General features: G+C 67.3%; 25 protein-coding genes. 8 read left to right on the forward strand and 17 right to left on the reverse strand.

The window, feature by feature from the left end:
* Positions 1-15 precede the first annotated feature (15 nt).
* The 4 genes from FHW12_RS04505 to FHW12_RS04520 all read right to left on the reverse strand — a co-directional run bounded on the left by FHW12_RS04505 (position 16) and on the right by FHW12_RS04520 (position 3,129).
* Positions 16-768: a hypothetical protein gene (locus FHW12_RS04505; protein ID WP_182529764.1), complete on the reverse strand. Its 753-nt coding sequence runs from the start codon at positions 766-768 to the stop codon at positions 16-18.
* Positions 769-785: 17 nt separating this feature from the next.
* Complete coding sequence (locus FHW12_RS04510; protein ID WP_182529765.1) at positions 786-1,391, reverse strand: YajG family lipoprotein; 606 nt, start codon at positions 1,389-1,391, stop codon at positions 786-788.
* 82 nt (positions 1,392-1,473) lie between these two features.
* Complete coding sequence (locus FHW12_RS04515; protein ID WP_182529766.1) at positions 1,474-2,121, reverse strand: CPBP family intramembrane glutamic endopeptidase; 648 nt, start codon at positions 2,119-2,121, stop codon at positions 1,474-1,476.
* Between the two features lie 117 nt (positions 2,122-2,238).
* Positions 2,239-3,129 (reverse strand): hypothetical protein, encoded by an 891-nt coding sequence (locus FHW12_RS04520; RefSeq protein WP_182529767.1) that lies wholly within the window; start codon positions 3,127-3,129, stop codon positions 2,239-2,241.
* 350 nt (positions 3,130-3,479) lie between these two features.
* On the opposite strand from FHW12_RS04520, the gene FHW12_RS04525 reads away from it, so the two are divergent.
* Positions 3,480-5,708: a WD40/YVTN/BNR-like repeat-containing protein gene (locus FHW12_RS04525; protein WP_182529768.1), complete on the forward strand. Its 2,229-nt coding sequence runs from the start codon at positions 3,480-3,482 to the stop codon at positions 5,706-5,708.
* A 213-nt stretch (positions 5,709-5,921) separates the two neighbouring features.
* On the opposite strand, the gene FHW12_RS04530 is transcribed toward FHW12_RS04525, so the two are convergent.
* Positions 5,922-6,668: a hypothetical protein gene (locus tag FHW12_RS04530; RefSeq protein ID WP_182529769.1), complete on the reverse strand. Its 747-nt coding sequence runs from the start codon at positions 6,666-6,668 to the stop codon at positions 5,922-5,924.
* Between the two features lie 248 nt (positions 6,669-6,916).
* Here FHW12_RS04530 and FHW12_RS04535 point away from each other — a divergent pair, with 248 nt between their 5' ends.
* Positions 6,917-7,954 carry an alpha/beta hydrolase gene (locus FHW12_RS04535; RefSeq protein ID WP_182529770.1) on the forward strand — a complete coding sequence of 346 codons (1,038 nt, stop codon included), beginning with the start codon at positions 6,917-6,919 and terminating at the stop codon, positions 7,952-7,954.
* Between the two features lie 89 nt (positions 7,955-8,043).
* Here FHW12_RS04535 and FHW12_RS04540 read toward each other — a convergent pair whose 3' ends face one another.
* On the reverse strand, positions 8,044-10,053 hold the full coding sequence (locus tag FHW12_RS04540) for a serine hydrolase domain-containing protein (RefSeq protein WP_182529771.1): 2,010 nt from the start codon (positions 10,051-10,053) through the stop codon (positions 8,044-8,046).
* Between the two features lie 370 nt (positions 10,054-10,423).
* Here FHW12_RS04540 and FHW12_RS04545 point away from each other — a divergent pair, with 370 nt between their 5' ends.
* The 3 genes from FHW12_RS04545 to FHW12_RS04555 are packed head-to-tail and all read left to right on the forward strand — an operon-like array spanning position 10,424 to position 13,222.
* Positions 10,424-11,575 carry an SPFH domain-containing protein gene (locus tag FHW12_RS04545; RefSeq protein ID WP_182529772.1) on the forward strand — a complete coding sequence of 384 codons (1,152 nt, stop codon included), beginning with the start codon at positions 10,424-10,426 and terminating at the stop codon, positions 11,573-11,575.
* A gap of 20 nt (positions 11,576-11,595) precedes the next feature.
* Positions 11,596-12,939 (forward strand): TFIIB-type zinc ribbon-containing protein, encoded by a 1,344-nt coding sequence (locus FHW12_RS04550; RefSeq protein ID WP_428993609.1) that lies wholly within the window; start codon positions 11,596-11,598, stop codon positions 12,937-12,939.
* Between the two features lie 22 nt (positions 12,940-12,961).
* Positions 12,962-13,222, forward strand: coding sequence for a hypothetical protein (locus tag FHW12_RS04555; protein ID WP_182529774.1), 261 nt, complete (start codon positions 12,962-12,964; stop codon positions 13,220-13,222).
* Between the two features lie 308 nt (positions 13,223-13,530).
* On the opposite strand, the gene FHW12_RS04560 is transcribed toward FHW12_RS04555, so the two are convergent.
* On the reverse strand, positions 13,531-15,780 hold the full coding sequence (locus tag FHW12_RS04560; RefSeq protein WP_182529775.1) for a hypothetical protein: 2,250 nt from the start codon (positions 15,778-15,780) through the stop codon (positions 13,531-13,533).
* A 694-nt stretch (positions 15,781-16,474) separates the two neighbouring features.
* Here FHW12_RS04560 and FHW12_RS04565 point away from each other — a divergent pair.
* Positions 16,475-16,981 (forward strand): DUF1801 domain-containing protein, encoded by a 507-nt coding sequence (locus FHW12_RS04565; protein WP_182529776.1) that lies wholly within the window; start codon positions 16,475-16,477, stop codon positions 16,979-16,981.
* A 60-nt stretch (positions 16,982-17,041) separates the two neighbouring features.
* Here FHW12_RS04565 and FHW12_RS04570 read toward each other — a convergent pair whose 3' ends face one another.
* The 4 genes from FHW12_RS04570 to FHW12_RS04585 form a co-directional block, all read right to left on the reverse strand.
* On the reverse strand, positions 17,042-17,362 hold the full coding sequence (locus tag FHW12_RS04570; protein ID WP_182529777.1) for a putative quinol monooxygenase: 321 nt from the start codon (positions 17,360-17,362) through the stop codon (positions 17,042-17,044).
* Between the two features lie 73 nt (positions 17,363-17,435).
* A complete protein-coding gene (locus FHW12_RS04575; protein WP_310735138.1) occupies positions 17,436-18,566 on the reverse strand; it encodes an alpha/beta hydrolase family protein in 1,131 nt (376 codons plus the stop codon).
* Between the two features lie 14 nt (positions 18,567-18,580).
* Positions 18,581-19,444, reverse strand: a complete 864-nt coding sequence (locus FHW12_RS04580; RefSeq protein ID WP_182529778.1) for an AraC family transcriptional regulator — start codon at positions 19,442-19,444, stop codon at positions 18,581-18,583.
* 730 nt (positions 19,445-20,174) lie between these two features.
* The gene (locus tag FHW12_RS04585) at positions 20,175-20,951 is read right to left on the reverse strand and encodes a hypothetical protein (protein ID WP_182529779.1); all 777 of its coding nucleotides are present in this window, start codon (positions 20,949-20,951) and stop codon (positions 20,175-20,177) included.
* 195 nt (positions 20,952-21,146) lie between these two features.
* Here FHW12_RS04585 and FHW12_RS04590 point away from each other — a divergent pair, with 195 nt between their 5' ends.
* Complete coding sequence (locus FHW12_RS04590) at positions 21,147-21,614, forward strand: hypothetical protein (RefSeq protein ID WP_182529780.1); 468 nt, start codon at positions 21,147-21,149, stop codon at positions 21,612-21,614.
* Positions 21,615-22,123: 509 nt separating this feature from the next.
* Here the strand turns inward: FHW12_RS04590 and FHW12_RS04595 are convergent.
* The 4 genes from FHW12_RS04595 to FHW12_RS04610 all read right to left on the reverse strand — a co-directional run bounded on the left by FHW12_RS04595 (position 22,124) and on the right by FHW12_RS04610 (position 24,642).
* The gene (locus tag FHW12_RS04595) at positions 22,124-22,558 is read right to left on the reverse strand and encodes a hypothetical protein (RefSeq protein WP_182529781.1); all 435 of its coding nucleotides are present in this window, start codon (positions 22,556-22,558) and stop codon (positions 22,124-22,126) included.
* 154 nt (positions 22,559-22,712) lie between these two features.
* On the reverse strand, positions 22,713-23,183 hold the full coding sequence (locus FHW12_RS04600) for a very short patch repair endonuclease (protein ID WP_310735139.1): 471 nt from the start codon (positions 23,181-23,183) through the stop codon (positions 22,713-22,715).
* An 8-nt stretch (positions 23,184-23,191) separates the two neighbouring features.
* Positions 23,192-24,439: a DNA cytosine methyltransferase gene (locus FHW12_RS04605; RefSeq protein ID WP_220484297.1), complete on the reverse strand. Its 1,248-nt coding sequence runs from the start codon at positions 24,437-24,439 to the stop codon at positions 23,192-23,194.
* Positions 24,436-24,642 carry a CopG family transcriptional regulator gene (locus FHW12_RS04610; protein ID WP_182529782.1) on the reverse strand — a complete coding sequence of 69 codons (207 nt, stop codon included), beginning with the start codon at positions 24,640-24,642 and terminating at the stop codon, positions 24,436-24,438. The genes FHW12_RS04605 and FHW12_RS04610 overlap by 4 nt, the downstream gene beginning before the upstream one ends.
* A gap of 140 nt (positions 24,643-24,782) precedes the next feature.
* On the opposite strand from FHW12_RS04610, the gene FHW12_RS04615 reads away from it, so the two are divergent.
* On the forward strand, positions 24,783-25,649 hold the full coding sequence (locus FHW12_RS04615) for a hypothetical protein (protein WP_182529783.1): 867 nt from the start codon (positions 24,783-24,785) through the stop codon (positions 25,647-25,649).
* 95 nt (positions 25,650-25,744) lie between these two features.
* On the opposite strand, the gene FHW12_RS04620 is transcribed toward FHW12_RS04615, so the two are convergent.
* Together FHW12_RS04620 and FHW12_RS21765 are read right to left on the reverse strand one after the other, a co-directional pair.
* A complete protein-coding gene (locus FHW12_RS04620; RefSeq protein ID WP_220484298.1) occupies positions 25,745-26,194 on the reverse strand; it encodes a hypothetical protein in 450 nt (149 codons plus the stop codon).
* Positions 26,195-26,289: 95 nt separating this feature from the next.
* A complete protein-coding gene (locus FHW12_RS21765) occupies positions 26,290-26,586 on the reverse strand; it encodes a DNA mismatch endonuclease Vsr (RefSeq protein ID WP_220484299.1) in 297 nt (98 codons plus the stop codon).
* Between the last annotated feature and the right edge of the window lie 6 nt (positions 26,587-26,592).

Here is a 26,592-nt window from a genome sequence, read left to right on the forward strand (position 1 = left end):
CATCGGCGTCGAATCTCAGGCCAGCTTGCCCACGCCGCGCGCGATCGTGAGTGCCACGGCTGCGACCGCGACAACGACGCTGGCGAGCCAAGGGATGTTTCGTCGCACGACATCCGAAGCGACCGGTTCGCGCGCGATCGCACGGATCGCGAACAGGTAGCCGAGCGGCGCGACGCCGAAACTCAGGAACGCGTCGAAGGCCGATGCCGCAGCGCCCCCGTGCCAGAGTCCAGCGAGAAGCACGGCGACGATGCACGTGGACGCCCACGGAATGAGCAGGCGCGTGGGGCGCCCCGATGCGATCGGCCGACCGAGCACCGCCGCGACGCGGATCGTCGCCACGTAGCCGATCGCGCCGACGGTGATCGCGATCGCGTGCCACGGGGGCGGCCAACCGAGGTCGCGCGCGAGGTAACCCCAGTCGTCGCTGCCGTCGACGCCTTCGCTGACGAGCTGCGCGAACACCCAGAGCATCCCCTGCACGCCGAATGCGTAGGCGAACAGGCTCGCGATCGACGGCCGCGGCCGCCGTCGCCACAGTGCGACGAGGCACGATGCCGCGACGACGAATGCGCCGACCGGTCCACCGCCGTCGGCGAGCGAGCCGCCGCCGTCGCAACGGAACACGAGGAAGGTGATGAGCGTGATCGTGCCGCCGTCGAGCCTGCAGCCGAGGCCATGCCCGAGCGCTTCGTGCGCGAGCGATGCCGCGATCGCGACCGCGGCGCCGACGGCGACGAGGGTCGGGACATCGTCGTCGATGCGCATGTGCACGCTCCGCCCGGCTACTTCGCCGCGGCTTTCGGCAGTGCCGCGAGGAACTGCGCGTCGCCGAACAGCTTGGCCATGCCGTCCTGCAGCGCCTTCTCGAGCGCGATGCGCGCGTTGTTGCCGGTCGCGAGCTGGGTCATCGGCTCGATGCCCTGCGTGACGATCTGCCGGTCGTAGAGCACCTCGCCGTCCTTCGACTTCACCCTGACCGACAGGTTGAAGTCGGCGACCGCGTCGCCGGCGAAGAAGCCCATCTTGTGGTCGTTGTAGAAGCGCGTGAGGTCGCCGGACACCTGCACGAGCGCGGACGTCGAGGACAACGTGAAACCACGATGCGCGAGTTCGGTCTCGATCGCCTTGCGCACCGTGACGGCGACGTCTTCGTTGGCGAGGATCGGCGCCATCTCCATGCCGTAGCCGTTCTTCTTCGAACTGACGCGGCTGCGGTCCGGGCGGTCGTCGATCACGTCGACCGAAACGGTGACGTCGCTCGCGCCCGGCACGGCCGACGGCGCGGCCTGCGGCGTGTATCCGATGTCGATCCGCTCGGTGGTGAGCGCGCAACCGGACACGAACGCGACGACGGCGAGCGCCGCGGCGCGCATGAGACGAAGCAGCATGATGTTCCCTCCGGTTCGACGCGACGTACCGCTGGCCATCCGACGTCGTGCACGCCACCTTGCCTTGCCGCCACGGCGACGGTCAACCCGGGACGACGCCCGCATATACCGCGATCAAGCCGATCGTGTCGATCGTGCCGTGCGCGATCACGAGCGGCCACAGCACGCGCAGTCGCACGTAGGCGAGACCGAACGCGAGACCGACGAGGCCGGTGACGAGCATCCCGGTCGCTCCCTGGTACGCGTGCAGCAGTCCGAATGGAATCGCCTGGACCACCGCCGCGACGACGCCGGCAACGGTGCCGCCGCCAAACAGTGCGCGCACCCGGCCGAGCAGGAACCCGCGGAACAGCAGCTCTTCACCAAATGCCGCCGTGGTCCATGCGAGTGCGAGGAAGCCGAGCAACTTCGGCACGTCACCGACGATCGTCTGGATCGGGCCGAACCGCGTCGGCGGCCAGCCGAACCCGAGCGTGCCGATCACGAATCCGGTTCCGGCAGCGGCATAAGCGAAGACCGCGCATCCGACGGCGAGCAGCACGATCCGCAGCGGGCGCATGCGCGTGAATCCGAGCGCGGACCACGACTCGCCGTCACGATGCAGGCACGCGAACACCGCGACGCAGCTCAGCGCTATCGCGACCGGGACGCCCATCGTGAACCCTGCGGCGGCCAAGCCGAACGTGACCACGAGGAATACGCAAAGCACGACCAGGATCTGGCGCAGCATCTCGACCTTCGGCACACGGGTTCGGCCAAGCTTGCCTCGCCGACGCGCCGATCGCCAGCGGCGCGCCGCAGCCTGCGATGATCCGCAACCGCAATACTGCGACGGCGCTCCGGCGCTTCAACGTTTCGACGCGAACTCCGCCAGCTCGACCAGCGTCGCGCGCTGCTCGTCGCTCGGTTCCTGCCCCTGCCCCGGTATGTACGAGACCTCGAGCATGCGCGCGTCGCCCGCGACGATCACCTGCGCACGCGGGTTGCCTTCGAAGCAGTGGTGCATGACGCCGGCCGTCCTGCCGAGCTTCGGCAACGGGTCGATCGTGCAGCCGCCGCTGCGCATCATGCCTTGGGCGGCCTCGCGACTGCGGCCGCCCTTGGTGATCGCGACGGTGATCACGCGGCCGTCCGCGGACATCACGCAGTTGTTCTTGTCGGGCACGATCGCCGAGACGCTGCCGGAAGACAGCAGCTTCTTCACGAGCGCATCGTCGAGGTAGGGACAGTCCGTTTCCTTCGCGAGCGCCTTCGCGTTCGTCGCGACGCCGAGCACGCCGGCGATGAGGTTCGCGGCGAAGTCGCGTTGCGCGGGCGTGATCGCGGCCGCGAGGTTGAGGTAACCCGAAACGCCCACGCTGCCGCGGTGGCCGTAGAAGAACATCGATTTCGGATCGACATCGCCCGCGTCGTTCCTGGTCTGGTAGGCGAAGCCTTCGTCGCCGAGCGCGGGCACCGGCACGACCACGCTGTTGCCGGCGATCGCCTCGCGCATCTCGACCGCCGCCTTCTGCGCGAGCGGGGCCGACTCGCTCACCATGTGGCTGAAGCCGAAGTTGACGCTCGTGTTCGCGGCCATGAAGCTGCATTCGCCCGGCCCACCCGACATCACGCGCCACGGGCCGCCGCCGAAGCCCTTGTCGACCATCGATGTTTCGATCGACGGGCATTTCTGCGCCGCGACCGCCGCACCGCTCGCTGCCAGCAGCAGCACTCCGACCACCCAAACATGCCTCATGGTGTCTCCCCCGTCCGTTGCCAGGCGCGACCATCGTACGCCGGTCGCACGGAACAACGGGCCGGCGCCGCGCGAAGGGCCACGGAGACGTCGGGGCTGAGGTGGGCGTCCGTGCCGCGTTTCGGACGTCCACGAAATGTCCACCCAGACCCCGGCTTCGCGGTTCGTGCGGACGAGGACCGTGAAAGGCCACTCCGCCCCGGTTTCATTCCTTGCGGGCACGCGTGTACAAAATTGCACTCTGGGCGATTCGGGCTTGCCAGGCCCGAAGGGTCGGCCTATATACGTAATCGTTCGTACGTCGAACGACGTTTCTCGAATCGGGAACGGGCCACCAACGGAGTGCCATCATGAAGAGGCGTCGCAGAGCTGCCCTGCTGGTTCCGCTCGTCCTGGTGTCGGGTGCGATGCACACCCTGTGCGCGCGGACGGCGCACGACATGAACCTCGACGGCCTGCTCGATGCACATGGCCGATCGACGCGCGACCTGCGCGCGCACGTGCCGGCCGCGCCGCGTCCCGCGGCATCCGCGACGACGGATGCGCCTGTGTGGTCCGGCTTCGGACCCGACGGCGGCGACGTGACCGACGTCGGCGTCTCGCCCATCGACGCGAACGTCGCGCTCGCCAGCGTGTCGCCGAGTGCGAACGGCGGCATCAGCGGCTATGACCCGCACTCGGGCGTCTACCGCTCGACCGATGGCGGCGCTCACTGGAGTCCGCTACCCGCATTCGAGAGTGTCTGGGTGGACGGCCTCGCCTTCAGCGGCGACGGCGCCGCCTACGCCGCGACCGTCAACTTCGGCCTTTGGAAGAGCACCGACGCGGGCGAGCATTGGACGACCCTCGACCTCGGCATCGGCCCGTACGTGCGCATGCGCTCCATCACGGTCGACCCGAACGACGGTGCGACGTTGTGGGCCTGTCTCGTCGCCAACGGCCCCGGCACGACCAGCCTCATGGTGTCGACCGACAACGGCGCGACCTGGACCGACCGCACGCCCGCCGACGGCGGCGAGCAGCGCGATTGCGACGGCGTCGCGGTCGAGACGGGCGGCACGCATCGCGTGAGCGTGATCGTCAACGACTGGAACTTCATCGGCCACGTCTGGCGCAGCGACGACGGCGGCGCGCATTGGTCCGAAGTCACCGACGGCCTGCCGCCGTACCGCTTCCACGCGGTCGCGTTCGCCGGCACGCGCCTCCTCGTCGGCGGCGGCGACGGCTTCGGCGACGATGACGTCGGCCTGTACGCCTCGGACGATTCCGGCAAGCACTGGCATAGCCTTTCCGATGCGAGCTGGCCGCAGCTCGCCGTGACCGCACTGGCGATCGCGCCGGGCGATCCGCAGACGATCGTCGCGGCGACCATCGGTCGCGGCATCAACCGCAGCAGCGACGGCGGCGCCACTTGGCAGATCGAAGTCGGCGGCACCGCGAACGTGGCGACCAACGCCGTGCGCTTCGTGCCGGGCAGCGGCAGCCGCGTGCGGGTCGGCGCGATGTCGTTCGGCGTGCTCGATTCCACCGACGGCGGCGCGAGCTTCTCGCCCGCGAACGCGGGCCTGCACGAACTCACCGTGCGCTCGATCGCGCCCAACCCGCTCGATCCCGAGGAGATCGCGTTCTCGTTCGAGTCGATCAACAGCGGCGGCGTGTATGCCTCCGTCGACCACGGCGCGCACTGGGTGCTGCAGGACCTGCCGTCCGCACGCTACTCGCGCGTCGCGTTCTCGCCGACCGGCGTGCTGCACGCGATCTTCGCCGGGCCGACCAGCACGACGCAGCAGGAAGGCCTCTATCGCCGCAACGGCGACGGCAGCTGGAGCAACCTCGGTCCGAGCGGGGGACCGTACTTCGAATCGAGACTTTTCGCAGTCCTGTTCAGTGCGACCGATCCGGACCTGATCCTGCTCGGCGGTCGCGACAACGGCGTCGCCGGCGCCGCCGGCTCGATCTGGCGTTCGACCGACGCCGGCGCCACGTGGGCGAAAGTGCATGCCGGTATCGACTTCGACACCGTCAGCGATTTCGAGCGCGTCGCCGGCGGCGACGGCAAGACGCTCGTCGCGAGCCACGACGGACAGACCCCGCCGCAGGTCGGCGGCGTGCTGCGTTCGACCGACGGTGGCACGACATGGAGCGATGCCAACGACGGCCTGACCGAAATGGCCGCGCTGCCGCATCTGTGCCAGACGCCGGCCCCGTCACCTGCGATTTACCTGTCGGCGATGACGTCGAACTTCGACAGTGGCATCTTCCGCAGCGACGACGGCGGCGCGAGCTGGACGCAGACCGCGGGCATCCTCGGCGTGCTGCTCGACGTCGCCTGCGACCCGTTCGACCCGACGGTGATCTACGCCGCGATCAACAGCACCGAGCAACCCGTACTGCGCTCGACCGACGCCGGCGCCAACTTCGACGTCTGGGGCGACGGCACGGCGACGTACGCTGCCGCGAACGAACTCGTCGCGAGCGTCTACCACGGCGGCACGCAGCTGTTGCTCGGTACGTCGTCCGACGCATTCGTCCTGCAAGGCAGCGATGTCGTGTTCGCCAACGGATTCGAAGGACCGTAGGCGCTCCGCGCACGTGTCGTAGTGCCGCGGCTGGCGCGAACCATGGGCTCCCTCTCCCGCTTGCGGGAGAGGGTTGGGGTGAGGGCGATCGGAGCGTCGCCCTCCACTCGCGAAAATCCCACGTCGCGCTCCGCGCTCCCTCACCCGCGCCTGCGGCGCGACCTCTCCCGCGAGCGGGAGAGGTGAAACACGACGCCAGTGCCGCGGCTCGCTCTACGCATCGACGTCGATCGGCGCACCCAATCGTCCCGCCATCACGATCGCGCAGAAGAACGTCTTGAACTGCTCGACCTGGTCGGACGGAGGATGGCGCTCGCGCAGGATCGTCTCGAGGCCGAGCATGCGCGTGTAGAGCTGCGCCTGCTCGGGCCCGAGCATGCCGCCGAACGCGAGCATGTGCAGGATCTGGCTGGACGTGATCTTGCGCCGGTCGAAGATCTCGCCCCAAGTGCGGAACGCAGGGGTCTTCGCCTCGAACATGTTCTCGCGCGCGCGCAGGGCATCGACCGGTGCACCGTCGATCTTCAGGTCCGCGAGGAACTTGAGCAGCAGCGCGAGGTTCGGATGCTTCTCGTCGTCCGGCAGGCGCGCGAGCAGCCACGATTCGGTTTCGCGCAGGATCGGATAGTTGATCTTCGCGATGCAGCCGAAATGCCGGTCGGACACGTTCGCGCGACACGGCCCGCAATGCTGGCGGACCGCGCCGAGCGGCGACACCATCTGCATGATCTGGGCGACGGTCACCGGCATCTGCCGCGCGGTGCCGTCCGGGCCGTTCACGGCGATCTCGATCGTGTACTGCTCGGCGAGCGTCTTGATGTCCTGGTCGGGGTACGCCTGCCGCAGCTTGCCGATCGCGAAATCCGCGATCCCCCACTGCCGCACCATCGCGACCAGCTTGGCTTCCGGAAACTGCTTGCGGACTTCGCACGGCATGCGAAGCACGTAGTCGATGGCCATCCCTGTCCCCTGTCCGATGAATGATGCGAACCGCGCGATGCTCGCAAAAAAACGGGCGGGGAAACAGGGGCTCGATCGTGACGACCCGCCGGAGTAACGCCGGTCGGGTCGCCCATCCATGGGCCCGGCGCGCACGCCGGCGCGGCCGAGGATAGGCGGTTGGCCACGGCACATGCTTCGCCGCTCGGCAAAACGTCGGCTGGCACCGCCACCTAGCATGCGTCCCCTTCCCGCCCCGGAGAACGACCATGCTGGCACCCCTGCTTCTCGGCCTCGCTTCGACCGCCGCCGCGAACGCGGCCGACCGCGTGGAAACCGTGCAGCTGCCGATCGCGCAGAGGCCCGGGCAGCACGTCGCGCTGCATTGCGTCGCGCCGCGGCGACCGAGCGGCAAGAGCGTCCTGTTCGTGCACGGCGCGAGCTTCCCGACGATGCTCGCGGCCGGGTTCGCGTTCGCGCCCGGCGATTCCTGGCTTGCCTACGCAGCGGAGCGCGGCTACCTCGCGTGCGGACTCGACTTCCTCGGCTTCGGCGCCTCGAGCCGGCCCGCCGCGATGCTCGCACGGCCGGCGGATGCGCCGCCGATCTCCGCGGCGCGCGATGCGGTGACGCAGATCGGCATCGCCGTCGCCTACCTGCGCTCGCAGCGGCACGTCACGACCGTGCACCTCGTCGCCCATTCGTGGGGGACGATCCCGGCCACCGCGTTCGCCGCGCGGGATGCGGGTCGCCTCGCATCGCTGACGCTGTTCGGGCCGATCGCGCACGAACACGCGAAGGACGACGACACGCCGGCGTTCGGCGCGTGGTGGAGCATCACGGCTCGCGAGCGCTACGAACAGTTGCGCTTCCTACAGGTGTTGCCGGCGACCACGGTCCTGCTCGAGCACGCGGTCGACGAACGCTGGGCGAACGCGTTCGAGGCGTCCGCACCGCACGTCCCCGGCGATCGCGCCGGCGAGCTGCGCATCCCCGCCGGCCCGCTCGCGGATATCGCCGCACCCGCGGCCGGCCTCGCGCCGTATGCGGCCGGCACGGTCGAAACGCCGGTCTTCATCGTCTACGGCAATTACGACACCGAAGTCGACGACGCGGGTGCCGCGGCCCTGCTTGCACGCTTCTCGCGAAGCCCGCTCAAGTGGCGCTTGCGCATCGACGACGGCACCCACGTCATGCACCTGGAAACGCATCGACGCTCGCTGTATGCCGGCGTCGATGCGTTCGTTCGCGCGGTGGAAGCAACGCGCGTCGCCGACGCGACGCACTGGGGCAGCAGCGCTCGGTAGGAGCGCACCCTGTGCGCGACCGCGGCATCGAAACATGCCGCTACACCGGTCGCGCACAGGGTGGGCTCCTACTGGATGCGTGACGCCGATCAGCCCTTGTCGCCGGCCGCCTTCGCTTCCTCGAACACGTATTCATGCTGGCCGTCGCGCGCGATCAGGCGGCGCTTGCCGTCGGCGTCCGCGCGCACGAGCAGGAAGCCGGTCGCCATCGGGTCGATCATCACGTAGGCGAGGCTGCCGTCGGTCTGTGGCGACGTCGCGATCTCGGACTTGAACGCGCCGACGTCGAACCAGGCCTTGCCGCCTTCCTTCGTGACGATGATGTCGCCGAGCGCGTCGCTGTGGTAACGCGGCGCGAGCGTGGCGAACGCGGCCGCGTCGCCCGGGTACTGGATCAGCTTGCGCTGCGCATCCCACGAGGCGCGATTCGCCTTCGCGTTCGCGTCGGCGGTCGCGAGCGCCTGCGGCTCGCCGTCGAACATGAGTTCGTTGAGGCGCCGCTTGAACGGACCGCGCAGCATCACGCCCTCGTCGGAGTTGGTGAGGATCACCGCGCCGACCTTCTGTTCCGGCCACCACATCATGTTGGAGTGGAAACCGTCCATGTCGCCGCCGTGGTCGACCACGGTGACGCCGTCGCTCTTGTCGACCATCAGCGCCATCGCGTAGTCGCGATCCACGCCGAGCGCGATCTGCGGCTGGCGCCGCTGCAGCAGCGCGGCCTCGCCGATGTAGCGCTTGCCGTCCGGCAGCACGCCCTTGCGGATTTCCATCTGCACGTACTTGAGCAGGTCGTCGACCGTGCTCCACGCGGCGCCGGCGGGGCGCGACGCGCGGATCGTGTCGTTGAGGCCCATGCCCATCACGCGCACGACGTGGTCGATGTCGTAGCCGTGCGGCGAGGCGTAGTCGCCGGTCTGCGCGACCGCGTAGTCGAACGTGGTGGCCTTCATGCCGAGCGGGTCGAACACGAGCGACTGCATCGCCTTGTCGTAGCCGGCGCCGAGCTCGCTGCCCGGGTTCGCGATCTGCCCGCCGATGAAGCCGGCGGCCGCGGCCAGCGGATTGGAATACTGGAACAGCTCGCCGAAACCGCTGGTCGGCTGCATCGTCGCGAGCGTCGACATCACCGATTCGGGCGTCTGCTTCTCGCCCTCGAGCAGCCACTCGTAGTCCTGCCGCGGCAGGCCGGTGCAGGCGCAGATGAGGTGCTTCACGAGCACCTGCCTGGTCGTGTCGGCGCTGCCGAGCTTGAACGCGGGATACACGTCGGTCACGTGCGCGTTCCAGTCGAGCTTGCCGGCGTCGACGAGCTTGGCGAGCATGAGCGTAGTCAGGGCCTTGGTGTTCGAGGCGATCATGAAGCGCGTGTCGGCATCCACCTTCTCCGGCTTGCCGAGCGCGCGCACGCCGAAGCCCCGGGCCATGACGACCTTGCCGTCCTGCACGATGCCGATCGCGACGCCGGGCACGTCGAACTCGCTGCGCATGTGCTCGACGAAATCGGCGACCTGCTTCAGGCGCGCTTCGTCGAACGCGTGCGCGGCGCGACCCTTGAACGACTCGCGCTGGTAGTCGGCCGGCTGCAGGCGCTGGTTGATCTTGCCGAGCTGGGAGGCACGCTTCTCGGCGAGCGCCTGGTCGACGTCGCCGACGAGCACGGTGAACTTCGTGCCGCGCCGGAACACGCCGGCGAACACCGCGCGCTTCGCGTTCGCAGGCACGTCGTAGTCGTAGAAGCGGCGCTGCTCCCAGCCGTCCTTCGGCGCGGCGTCGTTGGCGACGAGGAATTTCGGCGCGAGCTTGAGCAGTTTCCAGCCCTCCGCCACCGCCTCGTCGGCGGTCTTCGCCGAGGAATCCATGATGGCGATGCGCGAACCGTCGGCTTCCGGCGGCGTGAGGATCATCGCCGCGCCTTCGGCCTTCTGCGACCAGCCCGCGGGGAGGACGAAGGTCGCGTTGTGCGGGGTCTTCGACGGGGTGTCGGCGGCGGGTGCAGGCGATGCGGCCGGTGCGTCAGGCGAGGCGTAGGCATGCGGTGCCGCGAGGGCAAGCGTGAGGCCGAGGGCGAGGCTACGAACGGCGAGCAGGCGATCCATGTGCGAAGCTCCGACGGAAGGTCCGCGGAGTCTGTTGACTCGCCCTGCGACGCGCAAGTGAAGATCGTCGTGCCCACCACCGAATGCTCCATGGGAGCGCACCGTGTGCGCGACCGCGACACCGAACGTTGCCGCTATACCGGTCACCCACAGGGTGGGCTCCTGCAAGAGGGCGTGCGTCGCGCCGTTCGATGACCGCCCACCGCCGCGCCATCGTCGTAGGAGCGCATCCTGTGCGCGACGTCGACACCGAACGTTGCCGCTACACCGGTCGCCCACAGGGTGGGCTCCTACAACGGCGCCGCAGGGAAGGTATAGTTGAGCGCGCAAGACGGGCGCGGTGCCCGGCCACGAATCGCAGGGAGATGTCATGGGTCTTGTGCAGGCAGCAGTAGGTGCAATCGGTGGCGCGCTCGCCGACCAGTGGAAGGACTTCTACACGGTGCCGGACGGCTTGCCGTCGACCGCGGCGCTGTTCGCGGCGGTGCCGCGCGGCACCAATGCCGGGCGCGGTTCGAACACGAAGGGCTCGTCGAACATCATCACCAACGGGTCGAAGATCGTCGTGCCCGAAGGCTACGGCCTGCTGCTGTTCCAGGACGGCAAGATCACCGGCTTCGCATCGGAAGCGGGCGGTTACGAATGGCGCTCGGACGACATCAACTCGAAATCGATCTTCACCGGCGGCGGCCTGGTCGAATCGCTGGTCAAGCAGAGCTGGGAGCGCTTCAAGTTCGGCGGCCAGCCGGGTTCGCAGCAGGCGGCGTTCTTCGTCTCGTTGAAGGAACTGCCGGACAACCGCTTCGGCACGCAGTCGGAGATCTACTGGGACGACGGTTTCCTCAACACGCAGGTCGGCGCGATCACGCGCGGTTCGTACACGCTGAAGATCGTCGACCCGATCCTGTTCGCGAAGAACTTCGTGCCGGCGTCGTACCTGCAGTCCGGCCAGGTGTTCGATTTCACCGACCTCGACAACGCCGCCGCGGCGCAGCTCTTCAACGAAGTGGTCGGTTCGCTCGCGCCCGCGTTCAGCGCGTACACGAACGATCCGTCGAAGGGCAACCGCATCACGAAGATCCAGCAGGATTCGATCGGCTTCGCCAGGAGCCTGTCCGACGCGGTCGAAGCGGCCTACCAGTGGAAGTCCGATCGCGGCCTCGCGATCGTCAAGACCGCGATCGTCTCGATCGAATACGACGCCAACACGCGCGAACTGCTCAAGAACGTCCAGCGCGCCGACGCGCTGTCCGGTGCGCGCGGCAATTCCAACCTGCAGGCGAGCGTCGCCGCGGGCATGCAGGCGGCCGGCGAGAACGGCGGCGCGGCGGGCATGATGGGCATCGGCATGGCCTCCGGCATGATGGGTGGCCTCGGCGGCCTGCAGCAGCCGGTCGCACCCGCGGCGCCGGCGGCGGACGACCCGGTCGCGAAGCTCAAGAAGGCGAAGGAGATGCTCGACCTCGGCCTCATCACGCAGGCCGACTACGACGCGCTCAAGGCCAAGGCCCTCGGCATCTAAGCGACGGATCGCACGCCACCATGTCCAACGCCACTACGCCCCCGGGGCCGCCGCACGGCGGCCCCGGTTCGCCACAGGACGGACCGCGCTTCCGCGGTCCCGGATCGCCGCAGGACGTGCCACCGATGCCCGGCCAGACGGGCATCGATCCGGCCACGATGCCCGATCCGATCCGCAAGGAACTCGAGGCGCCCGACCCCGTCGCGATCGACACGTCGTCGAAGGAGCTCGAAGACGGCGTCAACCGCTGCCCCAAATGCGGCTCGACCGACGTCCGGCAGAAGCCCGGCAGCGACATGCTCATCTGCCTGTACTGCCGCAACCAGTGGCAGAGCGCGCGCGTCGAGGAACAGTTCGGGCTCGGCGACGGCATCGACACACTCGAAGGCACGGTCATCGCATCGGGCGCGCGCGACATCGCCGCCGATGCGAAGGACCTCATGACCTTCAAGTGCAGCGGCTGCGGCGCCGAAGTGACGGTCAACACCGGCAACGCGATGACCGCGCGTTGCCACTGGTGCCGCCACATGCTCGGCGTGAACGAGCAGATCGCCAACGGCGCGGTGCCGGACGCGGTGTTGCCGTTCCACATCAAGAAGGACGACGCGGTCGCGCGCATCCGCCAGTTCGTCGACAAGCGACGCCTGTTCGCGTTGAAGGAATTCAAGGAACAGTTCACGCCGGAGAACGTCTCGGGCGTCTACCTCCCGTACATGATCGTCGACGGCAACGCGAGCGCCGACGTCGGCGGCCAGGGCGAGATCGAGACGCGCCGCTACACGAAGGGCAGCGGCGACGACAAGAAGACCTACTACGACGCCGACGTCTACCGCGTCGAGCGCCACGTCGACTTCACCGTCGACGACCTGCCGCTCGAATCGTCCAGCGAACGCGGCAACCTCGACACGCGCACCAACACCAACAACATCATCAACACGATCCTGCCGTTCGACACGAAGAACGCGGTGAAGTGGAACGCGTCCTACCTCGCGGGTTTCACCTCGGAGAAGCGCGATCGCGACGTAGAAAGCCTGCGCCCGCGCCTCGAGGACCAGCTGCTGTCGATCGCGCGCGCGGAAGTCGAAGCCTCGGTCGCCCGCTACGGCCGCGGCGTGCGCTGGGAGCAGGAACGCCTCGAGGTGCACGGCACGCGCTGGGTGTCGATGTACCTGCCGGTATGGCTGTATTCGTACCACCAGCCCGGCAGCAACGGCGGCATGCTGCACTACATCGCGGTGAACGGCCGCACCGGCGAGACGATGGGCAGCGTGCCCGTGCAGCAGTGGAAGCTGCTCGCCACCGCGCTCACCGTCGGCACCTTCCTCGAAGGCATCGCGCTGTGGATCCTGGCGCATTCGTCATGAACGACATCAGGGAGCTCACGGCATGAGCGACGACGGCGGACTCTGGTTGCTCGCGCTCGGCCCGGCCGGCGCCACCGGCCTGTACTGGGCGCTGTACCGCTACTACCGCAACACCGACAAATCGCACGCGTTCGAGCGCGAGACCAAGGTCGACGCGAAACCCGTGACGGGCTCGGACGCCAAGGTCGACGAAGTCATCGGCACGCGCGAGACGCGCATCCGCGGCGACAACGTGAAGTCGTATCGCGCACGCGTGCAGCGCATCCGCGGCAACACGTCGTAGGGTGGTTCGAGTCCGCCTTGGTCGCGGCCATGACGTTGTAGGAGCGCACCCTGTGCGCGACCGCGGCATCGAACGTTCCCGCGACGCCGGTCGCGCACAGGGTGCGCTCCTACAAGACCGTCGTCGCGTATCGCCTTGTCCTGGCCGTCCTTCGCGTCGCGGCCTTCGCGCCTGCAGAACCAGCCCCGACGCGATGTCGTAGGAGCGCACCCTGCGCGCGACCGCGGCATCCAACGTTGCCGCTACACCGGTCGCGCACAGGGTGCGCTCCTACAAAATATGGGTGGGCTCGCGCCCACCCGCTACGACTACGGCGCTTCGAATCCGCTCTTGAAGATGCGGTCGCTGCCGGTGACGACCACCGCGTTGGAATACTCGGATGTGTCGTTCGCGGTGCAGGCCGCGAGGATGATGCCGTTGTTGCCGGCGAAGCATTTCAGCAGCGCCTGCCAGCCGCTGCCGCCCGCGGGCGTGTCGGTCAGCGGCGTGATGTCGGTCGCGGTCATCACGATGCGGCGGCCGGACGCAATGCTGCCGAACGTCGTGGTGCAGCGTCCGCCGATGCAGCTGCCGGCGTTCGCCGGCACGCCGGCCGCGCTCGTCGTCACCAGCTGCTCGCCGAGGAACGACATCGTCGTCGCGGCCGTCGTCGTCGCCGCGTCGATCACGTAGAACTCCATGCGGAAGTTCGCCACGCCGTGCGTGCTGATCGTCCACTGGAACGTCGTGCTGCCGTCGCTCATCGGCGCGACCGAGCCGGCGCAGACGCCGGATACTTCGTTGCCGGCGCAGATCTGCGCGGGCGCCTGGTCGCGGTTGGCGTAGTTCGCCGGGATTTCCGAATGCGGGCCGTCGGCCCCGTTCTCCGGATGCTCCAGGTCGATGTCGACGCCGAGCAGCGTCTTCGCATTGCCGAACACGCGGTTGCGCTGGAACAGGTTGCTCCAGCCGTTCTGGTCGCCGCCGCCGTTGCGCAGCTTGATGCCGTTGCGCTTGTTGGCGACGATGATGTTCGAATCGGACGCGGCCGGGCCACCGATCGTGGTCGCGCTCGCCGCATTGATGTGGATGCCGTCGACGCCGTTGCCGAGGGTCGTGTTGCCGGCGAACGCCGGGCTGACGCCGATCGAGTTGCCGGCGATGCGCGTGCTCGCGGTGCCGCTGCCCTTCACGACGATGCCGTGGCGCGCGTTCGCGGCGATGACGTTGCTGGTGATCTCGTTGCCCGTCGTCGTCACGATCACGCCGTCGCCGGCATTGCCGTAGGCGGTCGACGCGAGCGGCGTGCCGGACGGGAACTCGGCCAGGCCGATCGTATTGTGCAGCACCTTGATACCGTTGCTCGAGCCGGTGATCACGATGCCGGCGCTGTCGTCTCCGAGCGTGTCCGGGAAGCCGTTGTTGTTCGCGCCGTTGTTGTCGGCGATCACGTTGGCCGGACCGATCACGAGGCCGATCATGCTCGGGTTGAAGCTCGTCGGGTCGGTGTCGGGCTTGGTGTCGGCGACGATGCCGCTCAACGCATTGCCGACGTGCACGCCCTGCAGCGCGGCGCTGAGGCCGATGCGGTTGCCCATGATGAAGTTCGGCAGGAACACCGCGCCGGCGTCGACCCGCACGCCGCTCGCGCCGTTGCCGCTGATGACGTTGCCCGGGCCGATCAGGTTGCCGAAGGTCGAACCGACCAGGTGCACGCCGTTGGCGCCGTTGGCGATCGCGACGTTGCCGCTCACGTCGGTGCCGATCATGTTGCCGCTGACCGTCACCGCGGCGAGGTTCTCGCTGAAGATCTCGATGCCGTTCTGCGCGTTGCCGGAGATCACGTTGTTGCTGATGACCACCGGATGCAGCGACGCCAGCGCGGTCGCGAGGTTGCTCGAGAACGCCTGGATGCCCGACGCGTCGACCGGCTGCACCGGGAAGTTCTGGTACAGGTTGAGCAGGAAGTTCGAGCTCGTGTCCGGGTACACGTGCGAGGCGGACACCGAGATGCCGTCGCCGGTGTTCGGCATCGCCAGCAGGCCGGTCGTGTTCACGCCGATGTAGTTGCCGCTGAAGACGTAGTCGTGGCCGTTCGCGCTGATGCCCGCGCCGCCGCAGTTGCCGATCACGAGGTTGAGCAACTGCGAACCGGTCGCGCCGTCGGCGTGGCCGATGGCCGCCGTGCCCGAATCGGTGAGGTCGAAGCAGCCGTGGCCGTTGCCGTTGATCGTCGCGTGGTTGCCGTTGACGGTGAACGGCGCGCGCAACTGCGTCAGGCTGCCGTTGACGATGTTGATCGTCGGCACGCCGATGTTGATCGTGTGGCTGCCCGAGCGCGTGTTGCCGATCGCGATCGCCGCGCGCAGCGTGCAGTGCGACGTGTCGCCGAGCGCCGCGCAGTGGTTGGTGATCGCCGGATCCTGCCCGGCATCGGTGCCGACGTTGACGGTGTAGACGTCCGCCGAGGCGGGCATCGCCACCGCGCAGAGCAGCGTCGCCGCCAACCCGCGCACCCGGCGCGACAGGCCCGTCGAGGTGGTGTCGGTGCGCTCGCGCGCGCGTCGTATCGATTTCATGGTGCGTCCTTTCCTTCCAGGTAGTGAGCGTTCGCGGGCGTTTCGCCCGCGTCCCCCACCGAGCGCCCTTGCCGTGGGGCCGCCCATGAGGAGGGTTCTGTACGCTGGTACGAAAAAGGACCCGGGTTACAGACAGACGGGGATCGGCGCGGGTTTGCAGGGGGTCGGGGGCAGCCAGCTGGCGCCTTGGATCGAAGCCCTGCGTCGCAGGAGCGCACCCTGTGCGCGACCAGCCGCTCCACGCTCCGCACAGGTCGCCCACAGGGTGGGCTCCTACACGAGGAACGTGGGTGCGCTCGAGCCCACCTTCGATACGATGGCGGACGACAGCGGTGGGCCAGAGCCCACCCTACAGGCTCCTTGTAGAAGCGCATCGCAGGCGTAGCAGCGCCCTCGCCTCTCCCGCTCGCGGGAGAGGCCGCCGCGCGCAGCGCGGCGGGTGAGGGAAAACGGAGCGCCGCACCGCGCGTGAAACAACGCCTGCGTTCGCTCCGATCGCCCTCACCCCAACCCTCTCCCGCAGGCGGGAGAGGGAGCACCGCACTGCGCGTCGAAGGAACGACGCGCCCACCGCATCGCAACACCCAGTCGATTTTCGCCCTTCCCGTTCGTCGTAACCCATGAAGACCCGATCAACGCGCACGAATGCCGCAGCCGCGCGACGTGCTGCGCCCACCTCGCACGGAGTGACGACGTGATCCGCAAAGCCGACAAACCCGCCACGCCCGCTCGGAAGCCTGCCACCCAGGCGGCGACGAAACCCGTCGCCGCGGCTACGCCGCTGCCGGAAACCCTCAACGGCAAAGCCAGCCCCGCCAAGGCCGCCGTCGGCGACAAGCCGGTGTTCGCCTACATCGCGAGCCTGCCGCAACCGCAGCGCGGCATCGCCGAACGCGTCGACGCGCTCGCGGCCAAGACGCTGCCCGGCCTGGAGCGCAGCGTGAAGTGGGGCATGGCGTACTACGGTGTCGGCGACGGCTGGTGCTTCTGCTGCGGCGCCTTCGCGAGCCACGTGAAACTCATGTTCGTCAACGGCGTGACGCTCGACCCGGTACCGCCCGTGACGCCGGTGGCGATGGGCAAGGCGACGCGCGGCGTCGAACTCGCCTCCGTCGACGCCATCGACGAACGGCAGATCGCGGCGTGGATGAAGCAGATCACGGCGATGCCCGGCGTCGGCAAGCGTCCGCAAAAGCCATGACGCGCGCTCGGCGACGATCGCTGCCGTGCCCTGCCCGAGGGTCGGTGCCGCCGCGCACGATCACGGCGCGGCGAAGGTCTCGCGCCAGAACGTGAAATCGGCGGCGCCGTCGAGGAATTCCTGCGCCTGGGCGAAGAACGCCTGCTGATGCGGCGTCTGCATGTGCGGCCCGGTGAACGCTTCGACGCTGTCCCACTGCTCGATGATCAGCAGGCGGCAGGGATCGTCGGCAGAGGCGTGCACGCGGATGCCGTGGCATGCCGGTTCCTTCGCGATCACGACAGGGATGACGGCCTCGAGCGCAGCGCGCGCGCGGTCGAGCTTGTCGGGCTTGATCCGGCCGGTGATGACGACGGTGACGGCGTCGGCGTGTCCGTTCATGCAGTGGCCTCGCCATGGGCAACGTGCGGGGATCGCACGATGCCATCGCATGCGCGGTCGCGCGAGTGCGCGATCATGTCGCCGGCTTCGCCGACGCCAGTGTCGCGTCGAACAGGTCGATCGCCTCGCGGATCGCCGCGTCGTGGGTCGCGCGTCGCGCCACGGTCGAACGGCACAGCTCGATGCGCGCCTCGCCCGCGGGCGTGCACTCGGCGAGGAAGTCGTAGTGCGCGACGCCGGGCAGCATCGTGAGCCGCGCGTGCGGCACCGTCTCTGCGGCGACGCGCGCATTCGTCGCGGGCGGCGCGACGACGTCGGCATCGCCCACGATGATGCGCACGGGCACGCCGATCGCGCGCAGGCTGTCCGGCGTGAAACCCTGCACGATCGCCGGCGCCATCGCGAACACGGCTTTCACGCCCGGGATGGCGAGATCCCTCGTCGACGCGGCCACCGCGCGCTGCGTCGGCTCCTGCGCACGGAAGGCCGCGATCGCGGCAGGGTCGGTGGCGAATTCCTTCTGCGGCCTGCACACGCCATCGTCCGGATGCGCGGCGCAGAACGCATCGAGGTGCGGCACCGACACACGGCCGCCGGCGGTCGCGAGCGCGGTGAAGCCGCCCGCGGAGAAACCCGCCGCGCCGATGCGCGACGCATCCAGATGCGGTCCGATCGCAGGGTCCTGACGCACGCGCGCGAGCGCGACCGCGAGATCGCCGGGGCGCTGCCAGAAGTAGTTCGCCCCGGCCATCGTGATCGGGTCGATCGCGTTGTTGCCGGGATGGTCGGGCGCGACGACGACGTAGCCGGCGCGCGCGAGCGCCGTGCCGAACCACGCCATCACGCGCGCCGATCCGCCGAAGCCGTGCGAGAGCAGGACGACGGCACGGCGCGTGCCGTCCGCGAACGGCGCATCCTGCGCGGACGAGCCCGCGACGAACAGCGGCTGGCCCGGCGGGCCGATCGTCAGCGGCGTTTCCTTGTTTCCATCCGCGGCGGGATACCAGACCGTGACGCGCAGGTCGGCCCTGTGCTCGGCATCGCGTTCCCGCGCGGTCGGTTGCTCGGCGACGAGGTGGCGTTCGCCGGCGATGAACGCGAACGCCGTGGGCGATGCGACGGTGATCGACAGCATTGCGATCGACGCCGACAGCGCGAGCACGCGACGACGCCAGCATGACAACGACGGGACTCGCTTCGACACGGACACCCTCTTCGCTACGCCGATACCGGCACGTGATAGTCGACGACGCTGCCGCGCTCGCCCGGGCGGAAGCGCGCGTCGTAGTACTCGAAATCCGGCGCCTCGATCGCTTCGAGACCCGACGCCGGCAACCGCTCCGCCCACACCGCCTCGTTCGCCGCGAGGATCTGCGGATGCACGGGGCCGGCGTCGAGCGTCATGCGGAACACGACGTAGGTGTTCGCCGCGATGCGCAACGAGCGGAGATCGGCGACCGCGTCGAGGCCGTCCACCGGCGGCATGCCGGCCATGTATTCGAACGCACCGTTCGCCGGATCCGGATCGAAGATGACGCCGTAGGCGCCGCGCGGACGACCGAACGCGGCCGTCCGTTCGGCGAACCGCTCCCACAAGCCGGGGATCGCGAGCTGCGTGTCGTCCTCGAAGCGGTGCTGCAGGCCGAACAGCGTGAACGCATCGCGCTCCACGAGCCCGGGCAGGCGTTCGACGTTCACCGCGACCGGCGCGCGGCGCGCGCGAACCGGCGCGGGCATCGTCGTGCCGTAAGCGAACTTCATGCGACCCGGCGTCGTGCCGAACAGACGCTGGAACGCGCGGATGAACGCCTCCTGCGACTCGAAGCCGCTGTCGAACGCGAGGTCCGTCAAGCCGATCGACGGATCGTCGGCCAGCCGGCGCGCGGCGCGCACGAGGCGCAGGTTGCGCACGTGCGCCATCACGCTGCGACCGGTGCGCGCGGTGAACAGGCGCGAGAAGTAGAAACTCGACAAGCCCGCGTGCGCCGCGATGCGGTCGAGCGTCAGCGCATCATCGAGATGCGCCTCGATCCACGCCAGCGTGGTCGCGATATCCGGGGCGGTGGTGGATCGGCTCGGCATCGCAGGAGTGTTCCACGTCCGACGCAACCTGTCCTGACCGATCTTGCCCTCGGGGAGTGGGCGCGGCGGCGTTCAAGCGCCACGGCGTCCAGCGCGTAGGGTGGGCTCAAGCCCACCTCCGGTGCCTGGCGGATCCCGTAGTACTCGCCATGGGCCCGCACACGGCCTTTGCTCTGCTGTACATGGATGCGCACGTCGTCGCCGCACCGTATCCGAGGTCCGGCTTGCGCCGAAATCCCCACGGCCAACCGGGTACCGATGGCTTCCGTTCCTGACACCGCTGTCGGCGCATACTGCGATGGCCGAAGCAACCACCCCGGTTGCGCGATGGACACGAGAGGAGCCGCACATGAGCAAGGGCATGAACCAGAAGAAGCAGGAAAAGAAGAAGCCGGCCAAGACGATGAAGGAAAAGAAGGCCGAGAAGAAGGAAAAGAAGACGACCAAGGGCTTCGCACCCGCCTGACGGCGCCGGCCCCCGCCATCGCCTCTCCCGCTCGCGGGAGAGGCCGACGCGCGCAGCGCGGCGGTTGAGGGAAAATCGGAGCGCGGCATTGCTCGCGAACGACGCCAGCGCCTCGCTCCGAACCCCTCACCCCAACCCTCTCCCGCAAGCGGGAGAGGGGGCACTACCAGCGGCGTCGAACGATTTCGCCTCTCCCGCGAACGACGCCAGCACCTCGCTCCGAACCCCCTCACCCCAGCCCTCTACCGCAAGCGGGAGAGGGGCTTAACGAGCCTGCTCGCCGTCCTTGAGCTTCATCGCGTTGCCGAGCACGGCTTCGAACGTCTGCACCCGCAGGCGCAAAGCGGATGCGATCACGCCGATGCCCCACAGCACGCACAGGAACAAGCCCACGATCACCAGCCAGAGCGGCGTCGCTTGCACGTCGTTCCAGTTGCGCAAGGCGATGAAGGCAGCGATCGCCGCCGGCAGGATGCCGAGCTTGTCCGCGCCACCGCCCAGGAAGCCGAGCTTCGCCTGCAGCGTCGCCTGCATGTACTGCGCGAAGCGCAGGTGATCGGCGATGGCGGCCTGCGGGTACGTCGCCAGCCAGCGCGAGAGCTCCGCCATCACGGCACGATCATGATCCATCTGTTCGATCGCGGATGACCTGAAATGGCGGAACGCCAGCAGCATGATCCGCAGCGATCGCAGGAACGGGAGTGCCAACGCGCAACCCATGGCGATGACCCCGCCACGCGCCATTGCGGCCATCCAAGGCTGCGGTGCCCATATCAGCACGAACAGGGACGGCAGCACGGCGACCACCGCCGCACCCGCACCCATCGCATACAGGAACGTGACCCAGCCCGGCGTCTCGAACGCCAATAGCGGCCCTTCCGGCATCGCCTTGATGCGCGCCTCGATCGCCGCGAAGCTGAGCGGCGGTGCCGGCCGCCCTTCCATGGTGGGAATATCCGTTGATTGCATAATGGACAAGGATAAATCGGAACGCCGCCGCCCGCGATCCCGAGGCGCGGCACGGTTTTCGTAGGAGCGCACCCTGTGCGCGACCGCGCCATCGAACCTTGTCGCTACACCGGTCGCCCACAGGGTGGGCTACAACAATCGCGCTCCGTCGCGCAGCGTCTCAGCCTGTGCGACCCGCATCGGTTCTCATACCCCTCGTGCCGCGAGGCACGGCCCGACCGCCATAGGGGCGCCGGGCGAAGTCCACTCCACGAGGAGAAGTCCTGTATGACGCAAGCCACTGTTTCGCTGTCCTTCACCGATGCCCAGCTCACCGCGATCGATGCGGCCCTGTCCGAGCTGGAGACCCAATTCGCCGGGCTCATCGGCCTCACCAACGACGAGCGCCGCGCGCTCATGAAGATGGGCAGCAAGTCCGAGACGTTCTGCCGGCAGACGATGTCCCTGCTCGCGCAAAACCCGCAGCTCGTGCCCGCCAGCGTGCCGCTGGCCACATCCCAGCAGTTGCTGGGTGCGATGGACCAGCTGCGCCCGCGCATGCAGCGGCTGCAGCGGCTCGGCGAACGCGTCGTCGACACGGACATGGCCGCGGGTGCGGTCGTCATGCGCACCGCGCTGCAGGGCTATGCGCTCCTCAAGGTGTCCGGCAAGAACCAGGGCCTGGAAGGCCTGCGCGAAACCGTCGGCGAGCGCTTCGCGCGCAAGCCGCGCGTGACGGAGGCGAAGGCGGCCTGACCACCCCGCCCTTCCCTTCCTGATGGGAGCAACGAAGCCGCAGCGATGCGGCTTTTTTGTTGCCTGTCGAACGCGGCCCGCCGATCGTTCGCCTTCGATGCAGCCCGCCTGCACGCGCGAGCCGCGACGGCCACCGCGCCCACCCCGCCCTTCGTCCCGAGCGCTCGCGCGCTGACCCCTTACACCGCGAGCGCCACGCTCCGCGCTCGGACCGCCAGGTGTTCTGCTCCGAACGTCGAGCGCATGGCTCGACGCGCCGAGCGTTCCGCTCGATGCGCCAGCCGTTGCACTCGACGATCCGAGCGATGCGCTCGATCGTCGAAGCGATGTTCTCGGCCAGCCGAGCGTGGCGCTCGAAGGATCGAGCGCCACGCGTGATATTCCAGGTTCCGCGCTCGACCCATCGAGCGATTTTCCTGAAGCACCGAGCGCTGCGCCTGACACCCGAAGATCGGATCTCGACCTTCCGAGTTCTTCGCGAGCTCGCTCGGCGTCGCCGCGCCGGACCCTCAGCGTACCGGGTAATACCCGCCGTACGGCCCGTACCCCGGTCCCTTGCTTTGCTGAAGATGGATGCGCACGCCGACATCGCGCCCGCCATCCGTCTGCCCGCTGATATCGAAATCCGCCGCCTCGAACGTCGTCGTGCCGTAGCCGCTCGAATAGCCGATGCCGGCCGTGACACTGCCATGCACCTCCGGCCCGCGCTTGCGCTCGCTGGCCGCGCTGTCCTGCGCATCGACGACTGCGTTGTCCGACGTCTCTTCCGGCGATGTCGCCGTCACGGGCTGCGCGGGCATCTCCAACTGCAACGGTGCGGCGGCCTCCCTGCCCTGGATGGAATCCTGCGCCGGTGTCGCTGATTGCGCGCAAGCGAAGCTCGCGCTCAGGCATAGCACGGTTGAAGAGAGGGCCCAGCGGCCCGGAACAGCGGGGAGGTTCACGATCGACTCCTGCGTCGGCAGCAGTCCGGCGGCACGCGCCGGATTGCCGCTATTGGACGCATGCGACGGTGCACAGTTCAAGGAGAAACCGTGGATTTACAACCCGCGCGACGGCTGCGGTTCAGATGGCACCACCAAAGCAAATCGCTGCGCACTAACCCAGCAACGCCGAGAGACGTTTCGTTAGCCTGGCTACTGAAGCCTCGCGCATCGTGTCGCATTCCCAAATCACGAACACCCGAAAACCAAGCGCACGCAGCTGGCGTATTACACGATGATCACGCTTCACGTTCGCATCGAACTTGGCTTCCCAAAACGAGCGATTCGTCTTCGGCGTCGTGGTTCTGTTGCACCCGACATGGCGGTGCCAGAAACAACCATGCACAAAGACCGCGAACCGCCGGCGACGATTGGCCAGGTCCGGAGATCCCGGCAGATCGGTATTGTCGAGAGAATAGCGAAGCCCCAAAGAGGAGACCAATCGCCGCACTACGCGCTCGGGCGCTGTGTCCGTACGTCTCACACGCGCCATATGACTCGATCGATCCGCTGTCGTGAACAAGCGACGGCGACCGATCATCTGTCCGCCCTTGAACGCTTGTTCGACCATAGCCGCCCGGTGCATTCGACTTGCTACAGAGCGGATATCGATTCGAGGTGCTTTTCCACAGCTTTGATGAAACCCGGTGGAAAGTTCAACTTCGCGACACGCGTACGACTCAAAAAACCGCTGGTTGCCTTCGGCGACAACAGCGTCGTCTTGTACGAAAGAAATTCGTCGAGACGGCGCGAGGCCTTCCGTAGGGGCCATTCCGACGCCGCCACCGTGAGGCGGCCGTCACCCACGTTCCAAGCGGCGCTGGGCCAATAGCGATGACCTCGCATCGGAGCCACGTCGAAGTCGAGAAGCTTGCCCGGTTTGCGCATGCGTCGACCGATCCACGCCGCCGCAGGCACGCTCACTGCGTTGCCGACGAGTTTCCAGCGGGAACCCTTCTTCGCAACGGATTCGGCCGCCTTGGTCCAGCCCGCAGGAAACCCCTGGAAGCGCTCGCCATCGCGAATATCGGGGGTAACGAGTCGGCCGTCGGGCAGCCAGATCGCCGGCGGCGACGGAATGCCGATGGTCGAACCGCCCTTCAGCGTGGGGATCGCATCGACGGCCCAACCGAGGCCGCGCAGTCCTTCGGTCCAATAAAAGCCGCAAGCCACAGGATGACCATTGAGCACGGGTTCTGGCGGAGCACCTGCGTCGTCCGCGAAGAGAATATGACGCGGATCGCCCTCCAGGCTCGCCAACAAGTAGACACGCCGGCGTCTTTGCGGCAAACCGAACGCACGCGAATCGACGACGCGATACGCCCACTTGTAGCCCAGCTCTTCGAGACGCTCTGTGATGACGTTCATCGCTTCGCCGCGCCCGAGCTGAAGCATGAAGGGTACATTTTCGAGGAGCACCCACGGCGTCCGATTCGCCTCGATCAGGCGGAACACTTCCCCGACTAAACCGGATCGCGCCCCTGCAATACCGCGCGTGGCACCAGCCTGTGACAAGTCTTGGCATGGAAACCCTGCCACGACGAGCGAGGTCTTCTTCGGGAGCGAACGAAGCGTCCGGACGTCGTCGTGAAGCTGCACATCCGGAAATCGATCGCCGAGAACGGCCATCGCCGCCAGATCGTTCTCACAGAACAGCAGCGTTTCATGGCCCGCGCGACTCAAGCCCCGCTCGACTCCGCCTATCCCGGCGAACAAGCCGACGACGCGATGCCGGATACCCTCCGGCGCTCGCATGCGACCACGCGCAGCCGACTGCCTTCTCAAATCAAGATCAAGTTGCCCGTACGGTCGCAATGCACCTGCGTCGATCGAGCGGTTCATTCTTCACCTCGCGGCTTCGCCAAAAGCGGCCACTGCTCGACCACATAGCGCTCGGCCGCTTCGCGCACGACCCACGCTAGCGATACCTTCTTGGCCGCAGCGATGCGCTCCAACTCGGCATAGACTTCTGCGGGGAAGCTCACCGACGCCCGGGTCGATTCGCTGCCGATCCTAGGTTTGGCGATAGATCTGTCCGAGGCCATGATGTCCCGCTCCGGAGTGGCTGCACCACAATACACCACTCTGGTGCAATCAACAATCAGAGCGGGCCTCCCATGCCTAACCCCTTGTTTTGTCGTTAGTTTCAGGCAGAATCACTCCCAACTACATGCTTAATGTGCCTATGTCATTCGGACTGCAGATCCTCGTTAGATCGCTGAGCACCCCCAACTCGGGCGCCGGAAAGGGCTATGCATACGGGAACAAGTGGCAGTACCACCCCCGATCGGATCGGCACTCCAAGATTCTTTGCTGGGGCATCGCCTTCGACCTGCTTCTCCGCGACAACCTCATCCGCCGGCACATTCGCGACGAGAAGACGAGCTTCGGCATCAACCACACGATGGTCGACTTCACGAATAAGCGGAGGAAGGACCTCGACCTCGTCATATGCCAGCGCGGTACCCCAGTCAGCGGGAAAGCGGTGGCGAGCTTCGCCGACATGGTTGATGCCTACGAGATCGAGCTGTCGCAAGAAGAAGAAAAGCTTCTCCGACAGCTTCCGGCCATACCCCACACAGGCGTGCGATCGGCTCTGCTTGCGCTGGAAGCAAAAGCGGCCATGACGGAATTCGGCAAGGCGCGCCCAAGGCTTTACGACGAACTGAATAGCTCACATCAAGCCATTCACGGCGATACGGAAGCAGCCATCGCGGGCGGGTTTGCTCTCATCAACACCGCGTCCAGCTTCGTGTCTCCATTGAGAAATCACTGGAAGATCGGTGAGCGTAAAACCGACGTGACCAAACTAAAACAGCCCGACGAAGCGCTGAAAACGGTCCAAAAAGTCGAACAACTTCCGCGCCGAGCAAGCATTGGCGGGCATGGCTTCGATTCATTCGGGATAGGGATGATCGAGTGCTTCAATGATGGCAGGCCGATTCGGCTCGTTAGTGATGCGCTCTCCCCTCCAGCTGGCAGCCCATTCCACTACGATGCATTCATCGAACGAATCGAAACGATTTACGCCACGCGATTCGCTGGAATCTAGCAAGTCATTTCCCCGGATAATTTCCTCCGTCCCCTTTTTCGTTCAGGGTGATGCGCCGCGGCCAACATCGCTACGATGCCCCGGACCACCTCGGGCTACACGCGAGCCCATACCGCGCGAAGGGAATGCCCAATCACCTTCTGCAGCTCGCCCATCTGTTCCGCCGTCAATTCGTTTTCCGATGGATTGACGGCCTCGAGCGCGAAGCAACCGAACGCCGCGGGCCAGGCATAGCGCAAGTCGTTGAGCGAGACGCGGACACCGCAGCATGGCGCAGTAACAATCAGGTCATTGAACTGCGCCTGCGACGCTGCATCCATCGCGTCGAACCACCAGGGCTCGGCATCGGCACCACAAGCCGCGCACGCAACGCCGGACCAGTTCTCGCCAGGATCGAAGAATTCGACGCCGTCCTTGAACGCGACGGTCACCTCATCTGCCTTCGGCAGGAATGACTGAAGCAGGTCGCGAGCGCGATTGGCGTCGTCGACTGTGGGTCGATACGTTGGGTCCGAGGGGATCAGCAGCAGCACTTGGTCGGACATATCTCTTTCCAGCGACGTGGCGCGCATCATTGACGGCCCACTGGTCTACACGCAACGGGGCCTGAGACAGCCGGCGATAAGGCACTCTGGCCCCGTTAGTTATCACGTTCGTCATTTTCCGAGAACTTCTGCGCCCAAAACTCTACGTTTGACCTGGGCGTGGACGCTCTAGAACAGCCAGTGTGTCGATGCCAAAAGCAACCATGAACAAATACCACAAGCCGATGGCGCGCCAAAACGATATCGGGGCGACCAGGCAGGTCGATACTGTGTAAGCGAAAACGCGCGCCAAGCGAATGAAACAGTATTCTGACAACAATTTCAGGCTTCGATCCTTTTTGACGCACGGAGCGCATCAGGGCGCTCCTTCGCTCAACGGTCAGCTTGTCCATCAAACC

The organism is Dokdonella fugitiva, assembly GCF_014138265.1.
GTDB classification, from domain to species: domain Bacteria; phylum Pseudomonadota; class Gammaproteobacteria; order Xanthomonadales; family Rhodanobacteraceae; genus Dokdonella_A; species Dokdonella_A fugitiva_A.

Excerpts from the sequence above, each read along its gene's own strand:
- FHW12_RS04620 (WP_220484298.1), bottom strand. The coding sequence starts at position 26,194 with ATGTCCGACCAAGTGCTGCTGCTGATCCCCTCGGACCCAACGTATCGA.
- FHW12_RS04530 (WP_182529769.1), bottom strand. The coding sequence starts at position 6,668 with ATGGCCATCGACTACGTGCTTCGCATGCCGTGCGAAGTCCGCAAGCAG.
- FHW12_RS04615 (WP_182529783.1), top strand. The coding sequence starts at position 24,783 with ATGTCATTCGGACTGCAGATCCTCGTTAGATCGCTGAGCACCCCCAAC.
- FHW12_RS04560 (WP_182529775.1), bottom strand. The coding sequence starts at position 15,780 with ATGAAATCGATACGACGCGCGCGCGAGCGCACCGACACCACCTCGACG.
- FHW12_RS04515 (WP_182529766.1), bottom strand. The coding sequence starts at position 2,121 with ATGCTGCGCCAGATCCTGGTCGTGCTTTGCGTATTCCTCGTGGTCACG.
- FHW12_RS04590 (WP_182529780.1), top strand. The coding sequence starts at position 21,147 with ATGACGCAAGCCACTGTTTCGCTGTCCTTCACCGATGCCCAGCTCACC.
- FHW12_RS04535 (WP_182529770.1), top strand. The coding sequence starts at position 6,917 with ATGCTGGCACCCCTGCTTCTCGGCCTCGCTTCGACCGCCGCCGCGAAC.
- FHW12_RS04545 (WP_182529772.1), top strand. The coding sequence starts at position 10,424 with ATGGGTCTTGTGCAGGCAGCAGTAGGTGCAATCGGTGGCGCGCTCGCC.
- FHW12_RS04610 (WP_182529782.1), bottom strand. The coding sequence starts at position 24,642 with ATGGCCTCGGACAGATCTATCGCCAAACCTAGGATCGGCAGCGAATCG.
- FHW12_RS04520 (WP_182529767.1), bottom strand. The coding sequence starts at position 3,129 with ATGAGGCATGTTTGGGTGGTCGGAGTGCTGCTGCTGGCAGCGAGCGGT.
- FHW12_RS04580 (WP_182529778.1), bottom strand. The coding sequence starts at position 19,444 with ATGCCGAGCCGATCCACCACCGCCCCGGATATCGCGACCACGCTGGCG.
- FHW12_RS04505 (WP_182529764.1), bottom strand. The coding sequence starts at position 768 with ATGCGCATCGACGACGATGTCCCGACCCTCGTCGCCGTCGGCGCCGCG.
- FHW12_RS04555 (WP_182529774.1), top strand. The coding sequence starts at position 12,962 with ATGAGCGACGACGGCGGACTCTGGTTGCTCGCGCTCGGCCCGGCCGGC.
- FHW12_RS04600 (WP_310735139.1), bottom strand. The coding sequence starts at position 23,183 with ATGCACCGGGCGGCTATGGTCGAACAAGCGTTCAAGGGCGGACAGATG.
- FHW12_RS04605 (WP_220484297.1), bottom strand. The coding sequence starts at position 24,439 with ATGAACCGCTCGATCGACGCAGGTGCATTGCGACCGTACGGGCAACTT.
- FHW12_RS04540 (WP_182529771.1), bottom strand. The coding sequence starts at position 10,053 with ATGGATCGCCTGCTCGCCGTTCGTAGCCTCGCCCTCGGCCTCACGCTT.
- FHW12_RS04570 (WP_182529777.1), bottom strand. The coding sequence starts at position 17,362 with ATGAACGGACACGCCGACGCCGTCACCGTCGTCATCACCGGCCGGATC.
- FHW12_RS04550 (WP_428993609.1), top strand. The coding sequence starts at position 11,596 with ATGTCCAACGCCACTACGCCCCCGGGGCCGCCGCACGGCGGCCCCGGT.
- FHW12_RS04525 (WP_182529768.1), top strand. The coding sequence starts at position 3,480 with ATGAAGAGGCGTCGCAGAGCTGCCCTGCTGGTTCCGCTCGTCCTGGTG.
- FHW12_RS21765 (WP_220484299.1), bottom strand. The coding sequence starts at position 26,586 with ATGGACAAGCTGACCGTTGAGCGAAGGAGCGCCCTGATGCGCTCCGTG.
- FHW12_RS04510 (WP_182529765.1), bottom strand. The coding sequence starts at position 1,391 with ATGCTGCTTCGTCTCATGCGCGCCGCGGCGCTCGCCGTCGTCGCGTTC.